Source organism: Azospirillum brasilense (genome assembly GCF_007827815.1).
GTDB lineage: Bacteria > Pseudomonadota > Alphaproteobacteria > Azospirillales > Azospirillaceae > Azospirillum > Azospirillum brasilense_C.
The window spans coordinates 47237-62209 of the sequence record NZ_VITH01000020.1 but is presented as its reverse complement, the minus strand read 5'-3'; the positions used below and the strand labels follow the sequence as shown (position 1 = coordinate 62209).

The window sequence follows — 14973 nt, the reverse complement described above, 5'->3', positions numbered from 1 at the left end:
AATGGGTGCATCCGTAAATATATGTGTACACCGTAACGTTTTTTATACGGTGATGGCAAGTCGCTGTTCTGGCTCTGTTTGTCAGGGGTACGGGAAGCGCTTTCCGGCTACCGTGTAACGATTCATGTACAGCTGCCGTCTGGCGCCCAACCGTCCACCCCAGTGTTTCCGCGGATTCCGGCACTTGGCATCGCGTTTGCGAATGGGATGCGAACAAATCCGTGATCTCGGGAGCCTTCACATGCGCGTCATCGTCCTCGGCAGCGGCGTCATCGGCGTTTCCACCGCGTATTTCCTGGCGAAGGCCGGGCACGAGGTCACGGTGGTGGATCGGCAGCCCGGCCCGGCGCTGGAGACCAGCTACGCCAACGCGGGCGAGGTGTCGCCGGGTTACTCCGCCCCCTGGGCGGCGCCGGGCCTGATGGCGAAGGCCGTGAAGTGGATGCTGATGAAGCATTCCCCGCTGGTGATCCGGCCGAAGCTCGACCCGGCCATGTGGTCCTGGTGCCTGAAGCTGCTGGCCAACGCCAACGAGCGTTCCTACGAGATCAACAAGGGCCGCATGGTCCGGCTGGCCGAATACAGCCGCGACTGCCTGCGCGCGCTGCGCGACGAGACGGGCATCCGCTACGACGAGCGCGCCAAGGGCACGCTCCAGCTTTTCCGCACCCAAAAGCAGGTGGACGCCGCCGCGACCGATATGGCCGTGCTGGACCGCTTCAAGGTGCCCTACAGCCTGCTGGACGTCGAGGGCTGCGCGGCGGTCGAGCCGGCGCTGCGGCTGGTCAAGGACAAGATCGTTGGCGGCCTGCTGCTGCCGGGTGACGAGACGGGTGACTGCTTCCGCTTCACCAACGCGCTGGCCGCGCTGGCGACGCAGATGGGGGTGGAGTTCCGCTACAACACCGCCATCCGCAAGCTGGAAAGCGATGGGCGCCGCGTCACCGGCGTGGTGACCGACGCCGGCACGCTGACCGCCGATTCCTACGTCGTCGCCATGGGCAGCTACTCCCCGACACTGGTGAAGCCGTTCGGGCTGGACCTGCCGGTCTATCCGGTGAAGGGCTATTCGCTGACGCTGCCCATCGTCGATCCGGCGGGCGCTCCGGAATCCACGGTGATGGACGAGACCCACAAGATCGCGGTGACCCGCCTCGGTGACCGCATCCGCGTCGGTGGAACGGCGGAACTGACCGGCTTCGACCTGACCCTGCGTCCGGGCCGCCGCGGCCCGCTCGACCATGTGGTGAGCGACCTCTTCCCGACGGGCGGCGACCTGTCGAAGGCGGAGTTCTGGACCGGCCTGCGGCCCAACACGCCGGACGGAACCCCCATCGTCGGCTCGACCCCGGTGCGCAACCTGTTCCTGAACACCGGCCATGGCACGCTGGGCTGGACGATGGCCGCCGGCTCGGGCCGGGTGGTCGCCGACGTGGTCGGCGGTCGCCAGACGGAGATCGACATGGACGGCCTGACGGTCGCCCGCTACGGCCGCTCCGCCGCCGCGGCCAGCCGCCCGGCGGTCGGCGGCGTGGCCCGCCCGGCGGCCCGATAAGCGCGTTTTCGCGCGGGGGTTATTCCTGGCGCGCCTGGGCACCCTGGTTCAGGCGCGCGGTGTTGAACTCCTTCATGCGCGCGGCGTCGAAGGAGCCGAGCGCCTTCACCTGGTCCGGCGTCGCCTGCAGCGTGACCGAGGTCAGGCCCGGCTCCAGCGCCGCCGCCTTCCAGGCGACGGCGTAGGGGCCTTCGCCCTCCGGTTCCGGGGTCACCACGACGGCCTTGAGCGCGCCGTTGCGGTCGAACACCAGATCCTCCACTGTGCCGAAGAAGCCGGCCTCCGTCGCGCCGCCCGCTGTGTTGGCCGGCTGGCCGATCAGGGCGGAGACGCGCCAGTCGCCGGGGCGGCTGGCCGCCTGCTGCTGACGCCGGATCAGGTCGAGCGTGTCGGGGCCGGTGACCGGATAGGCCAGGATGCCGTCCACCGATCCGGGCATGAGCTGGTGCCAGGGCACGGTGAAGCGCGCCTCGCCGACGTCGAGCATGCCGCTCGCCTCGATCACCGCGCTTTCCAGCCGTCCGTCCGGTCCGACGACGAGGTCGACCACCTGCCCAAGCTCCTCGCCAAGCAGCCCCTCGACCTCGGTGCCGACAATCACGCCGGCCCGCCAGCCCTGGTAGAGCCGGGGGTAGGATGCCTCCGCGGTCCGCACCGTTTCGGCGGAGTGGGAGGGTTGTGCCTGGGCGGGTTGAGGAACGCCCAGGGTCAGGGACGTGGCGATGGCGAACGCGGCGAGGATGCCCGCCGAAGTGCCGCTGTAACGCATGGGTCTGTGCTCCCGATTGTGACGCGCGGTCCGTCAAAGGGAACATGGGAGGTGCATGGCGGTTCCGGAGGGAACTCCCCAGAGGTACGCCGGTTGCAGACCGGACAGGCCAACCGAGGAGGTGATCCCATGGCAGGAAAACTCGAGAAGAAGACCGTCGCGGTTCTGGCGACCGACGGCTTCGAGCAGGTTGAATTGACCGAACCGGTGAAGGCGCTGCGCAACGAAGGCGCCGAGGTGCGGATCGTCGCCCCGCAGGGCGGCCAAATTCAGGGCTGGAACCACCACGACAAGGCCGACCGGGTGGATGTGGACACGACGCTTGACCAAGCGGACCCCGGAAGCTTCGACGCGCTGGTGCTGCCGGGGGGCGTCATCAATCCCGACGCGCTGCGGCTGGAGCCGAAGGCCATCGAATTCGTGCGCAGCTTCGTCAAGTCGGGCAAGCCGATCGCCGCGATTTGTCACGGACCCTGGACGCTGATCGACGCGGGCGGCGTGAAGGGACGGCGCATGACCTCGTGGCCGTCGCTGAGGGCCGATCTTGGCAACGCCGGGGCGAATTGGGAGGACAGCGAGGTGGTCACCGATCAGGGGTTGGTGACGTCGCGCAAGCCGGATGACCTGCCGGCCTTCTGCCGCAAGATGGTGGAGGAGTTCGCCGAAGGCCGCCATGGCGGCCACCGCCACGCGGCGGAGTGACGATGCACCGTCCCCTCTCCGCTGCGCTGGGAGAGGGGACGAACTCTCTAGACGGACGCCAGCGGCGACAGGCCGTTCTGGATCGCCCACACCGCGGCTTGCGTGCGGTTCTGGGCGTTGATCTTTCGCATCACGTTCTTGAAATGCATCTTCACGGTCGATTCCGTGATGTGCAGGTTGCGCGCGATGGCCTTGTTCGACTGTCCGGCGAGCAGGCAGCGCAGAATCTGGATCTCGCGCTTCGACAGCTCGTTGTTGGTGGGCTGGGCACGCTCGGGCTGCGGGCGTTCGGTGTTCGCGTTGGCGATCAGCAGGCTGGCGACGTGGGTCGGGTAGACCACCTCGCCCAGCATGACCAACTGCAACGCGCGCAGCAGGGACTCGCTCGACATCGACTTGTTCAGGTAGGCGTCGGCGCCGGCCTTCAGCGACAGCGACAGCGTGCGGTCGGCGATGGCGTCGGCCAGAACGGCGATGCGCGCGCTGGTGGCGGCGCGCAGCCGCTTCACCCCGCCGGCCTCGTCGTTCGTCGCATCCCCAAGCGCCACCACGATCAGGTCGGGCTGCACGCCCTGCGCGATGGCCGCCTCGGCGTCCTCCACCGTCGTGGCGTGGTGACAGACGCGGAACGGGCCGCCGCTGATGAGCGTTCCCAGCGCCGCCGAAAACAGCCGATCATGGTCCACGAGCATGACGTTCCAGGTTCTCATCGACACTCCTCCGTGACGCCACCCGTGACGAGCAGCGCACAACGCCAATCGTTGTCCGTTTTCGCCTGGGAAAAGGGAAAAAAGCCGTCTTTATTGTATCGAAAAAGCGTGCTTTACGCTGGTTGTCCCGATGATTTATACGGATGGTCAGGGAGCGGCGCAAGATGCTTGGAAGAAGCTCGATACGAATGAATCATAAATGGCTTCGAAAAGGCAGGAATTCGCAAAGGCGCTGCTTCTGCAAAGTCCAAAAGAGGTATCTTTATACTTTTCCGCTGGACAGAAAGTCGGGTCGGCTTGGGGTGTCTTTCTTTCCAAACCGGCATTCGGCGGCTTGATGGGGTAGCAAAGCAATGGAAGTTCAGCTGCAGACGCGCGGCAAGGAGCGGTCGGTGGCCGGCAGGGCGCAAAAGTTTTTGGTGGTGGACGACCATCCCCTGGTGCGGCACGGCTTCGCTCTCTCGGTGGGGGAGATCCACCCGGATGCGCAGGTGCTGGAGGCTGGCTCGCTGGACGAGGCGATGTCCATCGCCGACCGCACGCCGGACCTGACGCTGGTTCTGTTCGATCTCAACCTGGGCGACCGCAGCGGCCGTGACGGGGTGCGCCGCATGGTCGAGGTGCTGGGGAATCGTCCCCTGCTGGTCATTTCCGGGTCTGACGAGGTGGCGGACATCGTGGACAGCGTGCGGCTGGGGGCCAGGGGCTACATCCTGAAGACCAGTTCCACGGCGGTGCTGGAGCACGCGATCTCCCTGGCGCTGACCGGGGAGACCTTTCTGCCGCTGCCGCGCGCCGTCCTGTCCGGCAACGTCGCGACGGAGGTGGCGCGCCCCTCGGGGCAGATCCTCGACCGGCTGACCGACCGGCAGCGCGACGTGTTCCAGCTCCTGCTGGCCGGCCACTCCAACAAGGAGATCGCGCGGGAACTGGGCGTGCTGGAAGGGACCGTGAAGGTCCATGTGCGGGCCATCATGCAGAAGCTGGGCGTGCGCAACCGCACCCAGGTCGCCGTCGTGGCCGCCCGCAGCGGCTGCTTCCCGGAGGATGCCTGACCCCCCTTCGGAGCGGTTTATCCATCCGAACCATGCCTTTATGGCTAGACGGCCGGCCCGCCATTGCGGCCTGCGGAGACTTTCCGGCACTATGACGGAAACGCCCGACAGGAGGGACAATGACGGGCTCTGTGCGTTTCGTGCTCGGCGGACGGGTGGTGGAGGTGCGGGACGCCGATCCCACCACCACGGTGCTGAACTGGCTGCGCGCCAACGGGCGCCCCGGTTCCAAGGAGGGTTGCGCCGAGGGGGATTGCGGCGCCTGCACGGTGGTGCTGGGCGATCTTGCTACGGATGGGCGCGTCCGTTACCGCGCCGTCAACGCCTGCATCCTCTTCCTGCCGATGATCGACGGCAAGCTGCTGCTGACCGTCGAGGATCTGGCCGGCGCGGACGGTGAGCTGCACCCCGTCCAGGCGGCGATGGTGGACAAGCACGCCTCGCAATGCGGCTTCTGCACCCCCGGTTTCGTGATGGCGCTGTTCGCGCTCCATCATGACGGGCGTGCGGCCGCTGGCGGCCTGACCGATGGGGCGATCCACGACGCGTTGGCCGGCAACCTGTGCCGCTGCACCGGCTACCGCCCGATCCTCGACGCCGCCCGGACCATGGCGGCGGAGCGGAGCGACGACCGCTTCGACCGGGCGGAGGAGGGCATCACCACGGTGCTGCGCTCCATCCAGCGCGACGGGGCGCTGACCGTGACCCACGGTGCCGCCAGCTTCCACGCGCCGCAGGGCGTCGATGAGCTGGCCGCCCTGTTCGCCGCGCACCCGAACGCCACGCTGGTCGCCGGAGCGACCGACGTCGGGCTGTGGGTGACCAAGCAGGGGCGCAGCCTGCCCACGCTGATCCACCTCGCCCAGGTGCGGGAGCTTCATCGGATCGACGAGGGAGCCGAGACGCTGGAGATCGGCGCAGCGGTGACCTACACCGACCTGCTCCCGGTTCTGGAGCGCCGCCTGCCCGAACTGGCCGTCCTGGTCACCCGCATCGGTGCGGCGCAGGTGCGCAACTCGGGCACGCTGGGCGGCAACGTCGCCAACGGCTCGCCCATCGGGGACAGCATGCCGGCCCTGCTGGCGCTCGGTGCCTCGCTGGTGCTGAACCGGGGTGGGGTGCGGCGGCAGCTGCCGCTGGACGGCTTCTATCACGGATACCGCAAGAACGACCTGCAGTCGGGTGAGTTCGTCGAGCGCATCCGCATCCCCCTGCCGCGCGACGGCCAGCGTTTCGCCACCTGGAAGGTGTCCAAGCGGCGGGACCAGGACATCTCCGCCGTCTGCGCCGCCTTCCTGCTGACGTTGGATGGGGAGGGGCGGGTGGCGGAACTGCGCGCCGGCTACGGCGGCATGGCGGCGACCCCGGCCCGCGCCCCGGCGCTGGAGGCGGCGATGGCCGGGCAGCCCTGGACGGCGGACGCTGCGGCGGCGGCCCTGCCGGCGCTCGACCAGGACTTCCGCCCGATGACCGACATGCGGGCCAGCGACCGTTACCGGGCGCTGGTGGCGAAGAACCTGCTGATGCGCTTCCTTCTTCACACGAGCGGGGCCGCGTTGCCCTCCCTGGAGGCCGTGCATGGCTGACGGCGGCACCATCCAACCGATCCGCGGCGGCGTCCACCGGGGCATCGAGCATGAAAGCGCCCGCAAGCATGTGATGGGCGCCGCGGCCTACACCGACGATATCCCGGAACTGCCCGGCACGCTGCACGTCGCGGTGCGGCTGTCCGAGCGGGCGCACGCGCGCATCCTGGGCATGGACCTGTCGCGGGCGAAGCAGGCGGCGGGCGTCCACGCGGTCCTCACCTACGCCGATGTTCCGGGGGACGGCGACATCGGCGCCGTCCAGCGCGGCGACCCCATCCTGGCCGACGATCTGGTGACCTACGCCGGGCAGGCGGTGGTCGCCGTGGCGGCGGAAACGCTGTTGCAGGCCCGCGCCGCCGCCCGGCTGGTCGAGATCTATTACGAGGACCTGCCGGCGGTGCTGACCGCCGAGGCGGCGCTGGAGAAGGGCAGCTTCGTCTCCCCGCCGCTGACCTTCCGGCGCGGCGACGCGGCGGCGGAGGTCGCCGGGGCGCCGCACCGGCTGACCGGCACGCTGGAGGTTGGCGGGCAGGACCATTTCTATCTGGAAGGCCACATCGCCTACGCCATCCCCAAGGAGGACGGCGACCTGCTGGTCCATTCCTCGACCCAGCACCCGTCGGAGGTCCAGCACGCCGTCGCCCAGGTGCTGGGGCGCCCGATGCACGGCATCGCCGTTGAGTGCCGGCGCATGGGCGGCGGCTTCGGCGGCAAGGAGAGCCAGCCGGCGCAGATCGCCGCCATCGCCGGCCTGCTGGCCAACGCGACGAAGCGTCCGGTGAAGTTCCGCCTGGACCGCGACGACGACATGCTGATGACCGGCAAGCGCCACGACTTCTTCGTGCGCTACGACGTCGGCTTCGACGGCGAGGGGCGCATCCTTGGTCTGGAGATGGACCTCGCCGGGCGCTGCGGCGTGTCGCTGGACCTGTCCAACGGTGTGGTCGACCGCGCCATGTTCCACGCCGACAACGCCTACTATCTGCCGGCGGCGCGGGTGACCGGGCATCGCTGCAAGACCAACACGGTGTCCAACACCGCCTTCCGCGGCTTCGGCGGGCCGCAGGGCGTCATCGCCATCGAGCATGTGGTGGACGAGATCGCCCGCTCCCTCGGCAAGGACCCGCTCGACGTGCGGCGCACCAACCTCTACGGCGGGCCGGGGCGTGACACCACCCATTACGGGATGCCGGTCGAGGAGCCGGAGATCCTGGCCGAACTGATGGACCGGATCGAGCGGGACGGCGACTACCGCCGCCGCCGCGCGGAGATCGACGCCTTCAACGCCCGCAGCCCGGTGCTGAAGAAGGGTCTGGCGGTGACCCCGGTGAAGTTCGGCATCTCCTTCACCGTCAAGCACCTGAACCAGGCGGCGGCGCTGGTCCACGTCTACACCGATGGGTCCATCCAGGTGAACCACGGCGGGACCGAGATGGGGCAGGGCATCCACACCAAGATGGCCCAGATCGCCGCCCAGGAGTTCCAGATCGACGTGGAGCGGGTGCGGGTCACCGCCAGCGCCACCGACAAGGTGCCGAACGCGCCGCCCACCGCCGCGTCGGCCGGCACCGACCTGAACGGCATGGCGGTGCGCATCGCCGTGGGAACCATCCGCGACCGGCTGGTGGCGTTCCTCGCCCAGCACTGCCACACCACGCCGGACAAGGTGGAGTTCCGCGACAACGCCGTCTTCGCCGGCAACCACGCCATGACCTTTGCGGAGGTGGCGAAGCTCGCCTGGCTGAATCGGGTGTCGCTGTCCTCCACCGGCCATTACGCCACGCCGAAGATCTGGTGGGACCGCGAGAAGTGCGAGGGGCGGCCCTTCTTCTACTTCTCCTGCGGCGTCGCGGTGACCGAGGCGCTGATCGACACGCTGACCGGCGAGTACCGCTTCCCCCGCGCCGACGTGCTGCACGACTGTTCCGGCAGCATCAACCCGGCCATCGACCTCGGGCAGGTGGAGGGTGCCTTCGTCCAGGGGCTGGGCTGGGTCACGTCGGAGGAGCTGTGGTGGGACGGTGAGGGACGCTTGCGCACCCACGCGCCCAGCACCTACAAGATCCCGACCTCGCGCTCGCTGCCGGAGGATTTCCGGGTGGCGCTCTACACCGACCGCCCCAACCGGGAGGACACGGTGTTCCGCTCCAAGGCGATCGGGGAGCCGCCGCTGATGCTCGGCATCTCGGCGTGGCTGGCGCTGAAGGACGCTGTCGCGGCGGTGGCCGGCCACCGGCTGCCCGTGCGCCTCGACGCGCCCGCGACGCCGGAGCGCGTGCTTCTGGCGGTCGAAGACGTAAAAGCAAGGATGGGTTCCGCTGGTGGCTGACGCGTTGATGAAGAAGGTCGCCGTCCACGGCGCGGCGACGGTGCGGTTCGAGCATCGCCACGGGGCCACGCGCCTCGCCACGCTCTACCACCACGACCCTTTGCGGGTGCTGCTGCCCGACCCGCGGGCGGGGGACCTGCCCATCGCGGTGCTGGTCACCACCTCCGGCGGGCTGGTCGGCGGCGACCGGCTGGACGTCGCCCTGTCGGCGGGGCCGGGGGCGGCGGCGCTGGTGACGACGCAGGCGGCGGAGAAGGTCTACCGCTCCGCCGGGCCGGACTGCCGCATCGACACCCGTGTGACCGTGGAGGCCGGCGGCTGGCTGGAATGGATGCCGCAGGAGGCCATCGTCTTCGAGGGCTCGCGCCTGCGCCGCCTGACCCGGTTGGAACTGGAGGGCGACGCCCGCCTGATCGCCGGGGAGATGCTGGTCTTCGGGCGCGCCGCCTTCGGCGAGACGGTCACCCGCGGCCTCGTCCGCGACGCCTGGGAGTTGGTGCGCGACGGCCGCCTCGCCTGGGCCGACGCCCTGCACATGGACGGCGACCTTGCCGAGACGCTGGCCCACCCGGCGGGCTTCGGCGGGGCCGAGGCCTGCGCCACCCTTCTGTTCGCCGCTCCCGACGCCGGAAGCCGGCGGGACGCCCTGCGCGCGGCGGCGGAGGGGCTGGAGGGCGTGCGGGTCGGCGCCACCGCCTTCGACGGGCTGCTGGTCGTCCGCATCCTGGGCGGCGAGGCGCGGTCGGTGCGCAACGCCTACGCGGCGCTGTGGTCGCATCTGCGCGCGGCGGCGGCCGGCCTGCCGACGCGCTTGCCGCGGCTGTGGGAGGTCTGACCGGCGCGAAAGCGCAGCGCATCCGTCAAAACGGGATTGGCGCACCGCAGCGACGTGGCATAATCCCGCCAACCCAATGGGAAGGCGGAGAGACAGCCCCATGAACCTGACACCGCGCGAGAAGGACAAGCTTCTCGTGGCCATGGCCGCCATGGTGGCGCGCCGCCGGCTGGAGCGTGGCGTGAAGCTGAACCATCCCGAGGCGGTGGCCCTCATCACCGATTACGTGGTGGAAGGGGCCCGCGACGGGCGCACCGTGGCCGAGCTGATGCGCGACGGCGCGACGGTGATCACCCGCGATCAGGTGATGGACGGCATCCCGGAGATGATCCACGAGATCCAGGTCGAGGCCACCTTCCCCGACGGCACCAAGCTCGTCACCGTCCACCAGCCGATTCGCTAAGGGGAGCCCCGATGAAACCCGGTGAAATCATCCCCGCCGCGGGCGAGATCGAACTCAACGCCGGCCGCGACACGGTCGAGCTGGACGTCGCCAACGCCGGCGACCGCCCGATCCAGGTCGGCTCGCACTACCACTTCGCCGAGACGAACGGGGCGCTGACCTTCGACCGCGACAAGGCGCGCGGCTTCCGGCTGGACATCCCCGCCGGGACGGCGGTGCGCTTCGAGCCGGGGCAGACGCGGCGCGTGCGGCTGGTCGCCTACGCCGGCAACCGCGTGGTCATCGGCTTCAACGGCAAGGTCAACGGCAGCCTGTGAAGGGCGCCAGCGGAGGGCATCAGACAATGGCGCATCGCATCGACCGGGCCGAATACGCGGCTCTCTACGGTCCCACCGTCGGCGACCGTGTCCGGCTGGCCGACACCGACCTGATCGTGGAGGTCGAGAAGGACCACACCGTCTACGGCGAGGAGGTCAAGTTCGGCGGCGGCAAGGTGATCCGCGACGGCATGGGGCAGGCCCAGACCTCGCGCCAGGGCGGCGCCGTGGACACCGTCATCACCAACGCGCTGATCATCGACCACTGGGGCATCGTCAAGGCCGACATCGGCATCATCGGCGGGCGCATCGCCGGCATCGGCAAGGCCGGCAACCCGGACGTCCAGCCGGGCGTGACCATCGTCGTCGGGCCGGGGACCGAGGTCATCGCGGGCGAGGGCAAGATCGTCACCGCCGGCGGCATCGACGCCCACATCCACTTCATCTGCCCGCAGCAGGTCGACGAGGCGCTGAACAGCGGCGTCACCACCATGCTGGGCGGCGGCACCGGCCCGGCGGCCGGCACGTCGGCCACCACCTGCACGCCGGGGCCGTGGCACATGGCCCGGATGCTCCAGGCGGCCGAGGGGCTGCCAATCAACCTCGGCTTCTTCGGCAAGGGCAACGCCAGCCGTCCCGACGCGCTGCTGGAGCAGATCGCCGCCGGCGCCTGCGGCATGAAGCTGCACGAGGACTGGGGCACCACCCCGGCGGCCATCGACACCTGCCTGACGGTGGCGGAGGAGACGGACATCCAGGTGGCGATCCACACCGACACGCTGAACGAGTCGGGCTTCGTGGAGAACACCATCGCCGCCTTCAAGGGCCGCAACATCCACGCCTTCCACACCGAGGGCGCGGGCGGCGGCCACGCGCCGGACATCATCAAGGTGGCTGGCCTGCCCAACGTGCTGCCCAGCTCCACCAACCCGACGCGGCCCTTTACGGTCAACACGGTGGACGAGCATCTCGACATGCTCATGGTCTGCCACCACCTGTCGCCCCGCATCCCGGAGGACGTGGCCTTCGCCGAGAGCCGCATCCGGCGCGAGACCATCGCGGCTGAGGACATCCTGCACGACCTCGGCGTCTTCTCGATGCTGAGTTCGGACAGCCAGGCCATGGGCCGGGTCGGCGAGGTGATCATCCGCACCTGGCAGACCGCGCACAAGATGAAGGTCCAGCGCGGGCGTCTGGCCGAGGAGACGGGCGAGAACGACAATTTCCGCGTCAAGCGCTACGTCGCCAAATACACGATCAACCCGGCTCTGTCGCACGGCATCGCCCATGTCGTCGGCTCGGTCGAGGTCGGCAAGCTGGCCGATCTGGTCGTCTGGTCGCCGGCCTTCTTCGGCGTGAAGCCGGACATGGTGCTGAAGGCCGGGACCATCGCGGCGGCGCTGATGGGCGACCCCAACGCCTCCATCCCGACGCCGCAACCGGTGCATTACCGCCCGATGTTCGGCGCCTATGGCCGTGCGATGCAGGCCAGTTCCCTGACCTTCGTCAGCAAGCTGTCGCTGGAGAACGAGGCGCTGCGCTCGCTCGGCCTGCGGCGCGAGCTGGTCGCGGTGACGGGGGTGCGGGCCATCGGCAAGAAGCAGATGATCCACAACGATTCCACACCCCACATCGAGGTCGATCCGGAAACCTACGAGGTGCGCGCCGACGGCCAGCTCCTGACCTGCGAGCCGGCGGACGTGCTGCCCATGGCGCAGCGGTACTTCCTGTTCTGAGGCGAGGGTGGCACATATCCCTCTCCCGGGACGGGAGAGGGGATTTGAGGCAAGAGGTGACGGGTTCGTGATTGGTGTCTTCGATTCCGGGCATGGCGGTTTGACGGTGCTGCGCGCGCTGGTGGCCGCCGCTCCCGGGCGTCCCTTCGTCTATCTCGGCGACCATGCCGCCGCTCCCTATGGTCCGCGCAGCGAAGAGGACATCTACCGCCTGACGGTCCAGGGGGTGGAGCGGCTGTTCGCCCAGGGCTGCGGGCTGGTCGTCCTGGCCTGCAACACGGCGGCGGCGGTGGCCCTGCGGCGGATGCAGCAGACGTGGCTGCCGGTGGCCCATCCGGGCCGCAACGTGCTGGGCGTCCTGGTGCCGATGGTCGAAGCGATCACCCGCGTGCCCTGGATGCAGGACGGGCCTGCCGCCGACTGGCGTCCGGAGCCGCGGACGGTCGGCGTCTTCGCCACCCCGGCCACCGTCGCGTCGGGCTCCTTCCCGCGCGAGATCGGCAAGCGGGCGCCCGACGTGCGGGTGGTGCAGCAGGCCTGTCCGGACCTCGTCCCGCTGATCGAGCGCGGGGCGGGGGACGCGGAGCTGGCTCCGGCGGTGCGCGGCTGTGTGCGGGCGCTGCTGGAACAGCTCGGCGGCCAGCCGCTGGACGCGGCGGTGCTCGGCTGCACCCATTACCCGCTGGTGGCGCATCTGTTCGCGGAGGCGTTGCCGCCGGGGGTGGAGGTGCTGTGCCAGCCCAGTCTGGTCGCCCGGTCGCTGGACAACTACCTGGAGCGCCACCCCGAATACGCCCCGGCCGCGGGTGAAGCGGCGGGCGCCCTTCGTTTCTTCACCACGGGAGCGGCGGAACCGGTCGGCGCGCTCGCGGGACGTTTCTTCGGCCGGCCCACACCCTTCGAACGGCTTTCTCCATGACCGACACGCTCCGCCGCGCCACCCGAGTCCACGCCCGCGGCCATTGGCCGGCCGAGCGCGAGGCCGGCACGGTGACCCTCGCCTTCGACGACCGCCACCGGCGGCGCATGGTGATGACGGACGATGCGGGGGCCGACTTCCTGCTCGACCTGCCGCGTGCGGTCGCGCTCGACCACGGCGACGGGCTGGAGCTGGGCGACGGTGCTTACCTGCGCGTGGTCGCCGCCGATGAGGAGCTGATGGAGGTGCGCTGCGGCGGCGGGACGGAAGGCTTCGCCCGCATCGCCTGGCACCTCGGCAACCGTCACCTGCCGGTGCAGATCGTCGGCGAGACCATCCGCCTGCGCCGCGACCATGTGATCGAGGACATGCTGAAGGGGCTGGGAGCCAGCGTCGCCGCCATCCACGCGCCCTTCGCGCCGGAGGGCGGAGCCTACTCGGGGCAGGGGCATGGCCACTCGCACGGGCACGGCCATGACCATGGGCATGACCACGATCATGGTCATTCGCATTCCCACGGCCATTCCCATTCCCATTCTCATGGGCACTCCCATTCCCACGGTCATTCGCATGACTGAGGGCGCTTGCCCCCACCCTAACCCTCCCCCGCCTCGCGAGGGGGGGGACTTGGGCGAGGATAGGCACCCTCTCCCGCGCAGCGGGGGAGGGTCGGGGTGGGGGCCCGTCTCGGCAACCCACCTCACCAAGCTCCTCGCCTGGCTGTCGCCGTCCTTTCCGGTCGGCGGCTTCTCCTACAGCCACGGCATCGAGGCGGCGGTGGAGCAGGGGCTTGTCCGCGACCGCGACACGCTGGCGCGCTGGATGGACGGCATCCTACGCCACGGCGCCGGGCGGACCGACGGCATGCTCTTCGTCGCCGCCCACCGCGCCGTGCTGGCGGGTGACGAGGCGGGCTTCGCCTGGGCGGTCGAGCGCGCCGACGCCATGCGCGCCTCCTCCGAAACCGCGCTGGAGAGCCGCGCGCAGGGGCAGGCCTTCCTCATCGCCGTGCGCGCCGCCTGGCCGCTGGAGGGAATGGAGCGCTGGGACCGGGTGATCGCCGACAGCGGCCGCCCGGTCGCTTATGCCGTCGCCGTGGCGCTGGCCGCAGCGCTGATCGGCGTGCCGGAGGGACCCGCCCTGTCGGCCTACCTGCACGCCTTCGCCGCCAACCTCGTCTCCGCCGGGGTGCGGCTGGTGCCGCTGGGCCAGACCGACGGGCAGAAGGCCCTGGCGGCGCTCGATTCCGTGGTGCACTCTGCGGCGGAGGCCGCGCTGGCCGCCCCGCTCGACGATCTGGGCAGCCGCGCCATGGCCGTCGATTGGACCTCCATGATCCACGAAACCCAATACACGAGGTTGTTCCGCTCATGACCGCCCCGATTTCCAAGAGCCATGGTGGCCCCCTGCGCGTGGGCATCGGCGGGCCGGTCGGCTCCGGCAAGACGGCGCTGACCGACGCGCTGTGCAAGCGCATGCGCGACGACTGGGAGGTCGCGGCGATCACCAACGACATCTACACCAAGGAGGACGCCGAGTTTCTCACCCGCTCCGGCGCGCTGAAGCCGGACCGGATCATGGGTGTGGAGACCGGTGGCTGCCCGCACACGGCGATCCGCGAGGATGCCTCGATCAACCTCGCCGCCGTCGACGAGATGAACCGCAAGTTCCCGAATCTCGACCTGATCTTCGTGGAATCGGGCGGCGACAATCTGGCGGCGACCTTCTCGCCGGAACTGGCCGACCTGACCATCTACGTCATCGACGTGTCGGCGGGTGACAAGATCCCGCGCAAGGGCGGGCCGGGCATCACCCGGTCGGACCTGCTGGTCATCAACAAGATCGACCTCGCCCCGCTGGTCGGCGCCAGCCTGGAGGTGATGGACCGCGACGCCAGGAAGATGCGCGGCGACCGGCCCTTCGTCTTCACCAACATCAAGACGGGGCAGGGGGTGGACGCGGTCCAGTCCTTCATCGTTCAGCGGGGTGGGTTGCCGCTTCCGGGTTGACCGCTTCGCGGAAGAAGCAGGCGCGGAACCTCCGTCTTGGCCGTG

Annotated in this window: 15 protein-coding genes; 13 read left to right on the top strand and 2 right to left on the bottom strand. The window is 69.6% G+C overall.

What is annotated here, in order from left to right:
• Positions 1-124 precede the first annotated feature (124 nt).
• Complete coding sequence (locus FBZ83_RS28415; protein ID WP_432612505.1) at positions 125-1555, top strand: D-amino acid dehydrogenase; 1431 nt, start codon at positions 125-127, stop codon at positions 1553-1555.
• Between the two features lie 19 nt (positions 1556-1574).
• Here the strand turns inward: FBZ83_RS28415 and FBZ83_RS28410 are convergent, their stop codons facing one another.
• On the bottom strand, positions 1575-2324 hold the full coding sequence (locus tag FBZ83_RS28410; RefSeq protein ID WP_145690124.1) for a PRC-barrel domain-containing protein: 750 nt from the start codon (positions 2322-2324) through the stop codon (positions 1575-1577).
• A gap of 129 nt (positions 2325-2453) precedes the next feature.
• Between FBZ83_RS28410 and FBZ83_RS28405 the strand changes: the two genes are divergently transcribed.
• Entirely contained in the window at positions 2454-3026 is a 573-nt protein-coding gene (locus tag FBZ83_RS28405; RefSeq protein WP_145690123.1) for a type 1 glutamine amidotransferase domain-containing protein, read from the top strand.
• Positions 3027-3073: 47 nt separating this feature from the next.
• Here the strand turns inward: FBZ83_RS28405 and FBZ83_RS28400 are convergent, their stop codons facing one another.
• Positions 3074-3736 (bottom strand): LuxR C-terminal-related transcriptional regulator, encoded by a 663-nt coding sequence (locus FBZ83_RS28400; protein WP_145679601.1) that lies wholly within the window; start codon positions 3734-3736, stop codon positions 3074-3076.
• 353 nt (positions 3737-4089) lie between these two features.
• On the opposite strand from FBZ83_RS28400, the gene FBZ83_RS28395 reads away from it, so the two are divergent.
• The 11 genes from FBZ83_RS28395 to ureG all read left to right on the top strand — a co-directional run bounded on the left by FBZ83_RS28395 (position 4090) and on the right by ureG (position 14928).
• Positions 4090-4791 (top strand): LuxR C-terminal-related transcriptional regulator, encoded by a 702-nt coding sequence (locus tag FBZ83_RS28395; protein ID WP_145690122.1) that lies wholly within the window; start codon positions 4090-4092, stop codon positions 4789-4791.
• Between the two features lie 119 nt (positions 4792-4910).
• Complete coding sequence (xdhA, locus tag FBZ83_RS28390) at positions 4911-6377, top strand: xanthine dehydrogenase small subunit (RefSeq protein ID WP_145690121.1); 1467 nt, start codon at positions 4911-4913, stop codon at positions 6375-6377.
• Complete coding sequence (gene xdhB, locus FBZ83_RS28385) at positions 6370-8709, top strand: xanthine dehydrogenase molybdopterin binding subunit (protein ID WP_145690120.1); 2340 nt, start codon at positions 6370-6372, stop codon at positions 8707-8709. The genes xdhA and xdhB overlap by 8 nt, the downstream gene beginning before the upstream one ends.
• Positions 8702-9544 (top strand): urease accessory protein UreD, encoded by an 843-nt coding sequence (locus tag FBZ83_RS28380; protein ID WP_247888515.1) that lies wholly within the window; start codon positions 8702-8704, stop codon positions 9542-9544. The genes xdhB and FBZ83_RS28380 overlap by 8 nt, the downstream gene beginning before the upstream one ends.
• Before the next feature lie 100 nt (positions 9545-9644).
• On the top strand, positions 9645-9947 hold the full coding sequence (locus FBZ83_RS28375) for an urease subunit gamma (protein ID WP_014240308.1): 303 nt from the start codon (positions 9645-9647) through the stop codon (positions 9945-9947).
• 11 nt (positions 9948-9958) lie between these two features.
• Positions 9959-10264, top strand: a complete 306-nt coding sequence (locus tag FBZ83_RS28370) for an urease subunit beta (protein ID WP_145690119.1) — start codon at positions 9959-9961, stop codon at positions 10262-10264.
• Between the two features lie 26 nt (positions 10265-10290).
• Positions 10291-12000, top strand: a complete 1710-nt coding sequence (ureC, locus tag FBZ83_RS28365) for an urease subunit alpha (protein WP_094306278.1) — start codon at positions 10291-10293, stop codon at positions 11998-12000.
• A 67-nt stretch (positions 12001-12067) separates the two neighbouring features.
• Entirely contained in the window at positions 12068-12919 is an 852-nt protein-coding gene (murI, locus tag FBZ83_RS28360) for a glutamate racemase (protein WP_145690118.1), read from the top strand.
• Positions 12916-13497, top strand: a complete 582-nt coding sequence (gene ureE / locus FBZ83_RS28355; protein ID WP_145690117.1) for an urease accessory protein UreE — start codon at positions 12916-12918, stop codon at positions 13495-13497. The genes murI and ureE overlap by 4 nt, the downstream gene beginning before the upstream one ends.
• Before the next feature lie 49 nt (positions 13498-13546).
• A complete protein-coding gene (locus FBZ83_RS28350) occupies positions 13547-14293 on the top strand; it encodes an urease accessory protein UreF (protein WP_432612504.1) in 747 nt (248 codons plus the stop codon).
• A complete protein-coding gene (ureG, locus tag FBZ83_RS28345; RefSeq protein WP_035673506.1) occupies positions 14290-14928 on the top strand; it encodes an urease accessory protein UreG in 639 nt (212 codons plus the stop codon). Before FBZ83_RS28350 ends, ureG begins: the two co-directional genes overlap by 4 nt.
• Positions 14929-14973 lie beyond the last annotated feature (45 nt).

What these genes read in the sequence shown, in the direction of transcription:
- ureE (WP_145690117.1), top strand. Translation starts at nt 12,916, where the DNA reads ATGACCGACACGCTCCGCCGCGCCACCCGAGTCCACGCCCGCGGCCAT.
- FBZ83_RS28395 (WP_145690122.1), top strand. Translation starts at nt 4,090, where the DNA reads ATGGAAGTTCAGCTGCAGACGCGCGGCAAGGAGCGGTCGGTGGCCGGC.
- ureC (WP_094306278.1), top strand. Translation starts at nt 10,291, where the DNA reads ATGGCGCATCGCATCGACCGGGCCGAATACGCGGCTCTCTACGGTCCC.
- FBZ83_RS28405 (WP_145690123.1), top strand. Translation starts at nt 2,454, where the DNA reads ATGGCAGGAAAACTCGAGAAGAAGACCGTCGCGGTTCTGGCGACCGAC.
- FBZ83_RS28375 (WP_014240308.1), top strand. Translation starts at nt 9,645, where the DNA reads ATGAACCTGACACCGCGCGAGAAGGACAAGCTTCTCGTGGCCATGGCC.
- FBZ83_RS28370 (WP_145690119.1), top strand. Translation starts at nt 9,959, where the DNA reads ATGAAACCCGGTGAAATCATCCCCGCCGCGGGCGAGATCGAACTCAAC.
- xdhA (WP_145690121.1), top strand. Translation starts at nt 4,911, where the DNA reads ATGACGGGCTCTGTGCGTTTCGTGCTCGGCGGACGGGTGGTGGAGGTG.
- FBZ83_RS28400 (WP_145679601.1), bottom strand. Translation starts at nt 3,736, where the DNA reads ATGAGAACCTGGAACGTCATGCTCGTGGACCATGATCGGCTGTTTTCG.
- ureG (WP_035673506.1), top strand. Translation starts at nt 14,290, where the DNA reads ATGACCGCCCCGATTTCCAAGAGCCATGGTGGCCCCCTGCGCGTGGGC.
- xdhB (WP_145690120.1), top strand. Translation starts at nt 6,370, where the DNA reads ATGGCTGACGGCGGCACCATCCAACCGATCCGCGGCGGCGTCCACCGG.
- FBZ83_RS28410 (WP_145690124.1), bottom strand. Translation starts at nt 2,324, where the DNA reads ATGCGTTACAGCGGCACTTCGGCGGGCATCCTCGCCGCGTTCGCCATC.
- FBZ83_RS28415 (WP_432612505.1), top strand. Translation starts at nt 125, where the DNA reads ATGTACAGCTGCCGTCTGGCGCCCAACCGTCCACCCCAGTGTTTCCGC.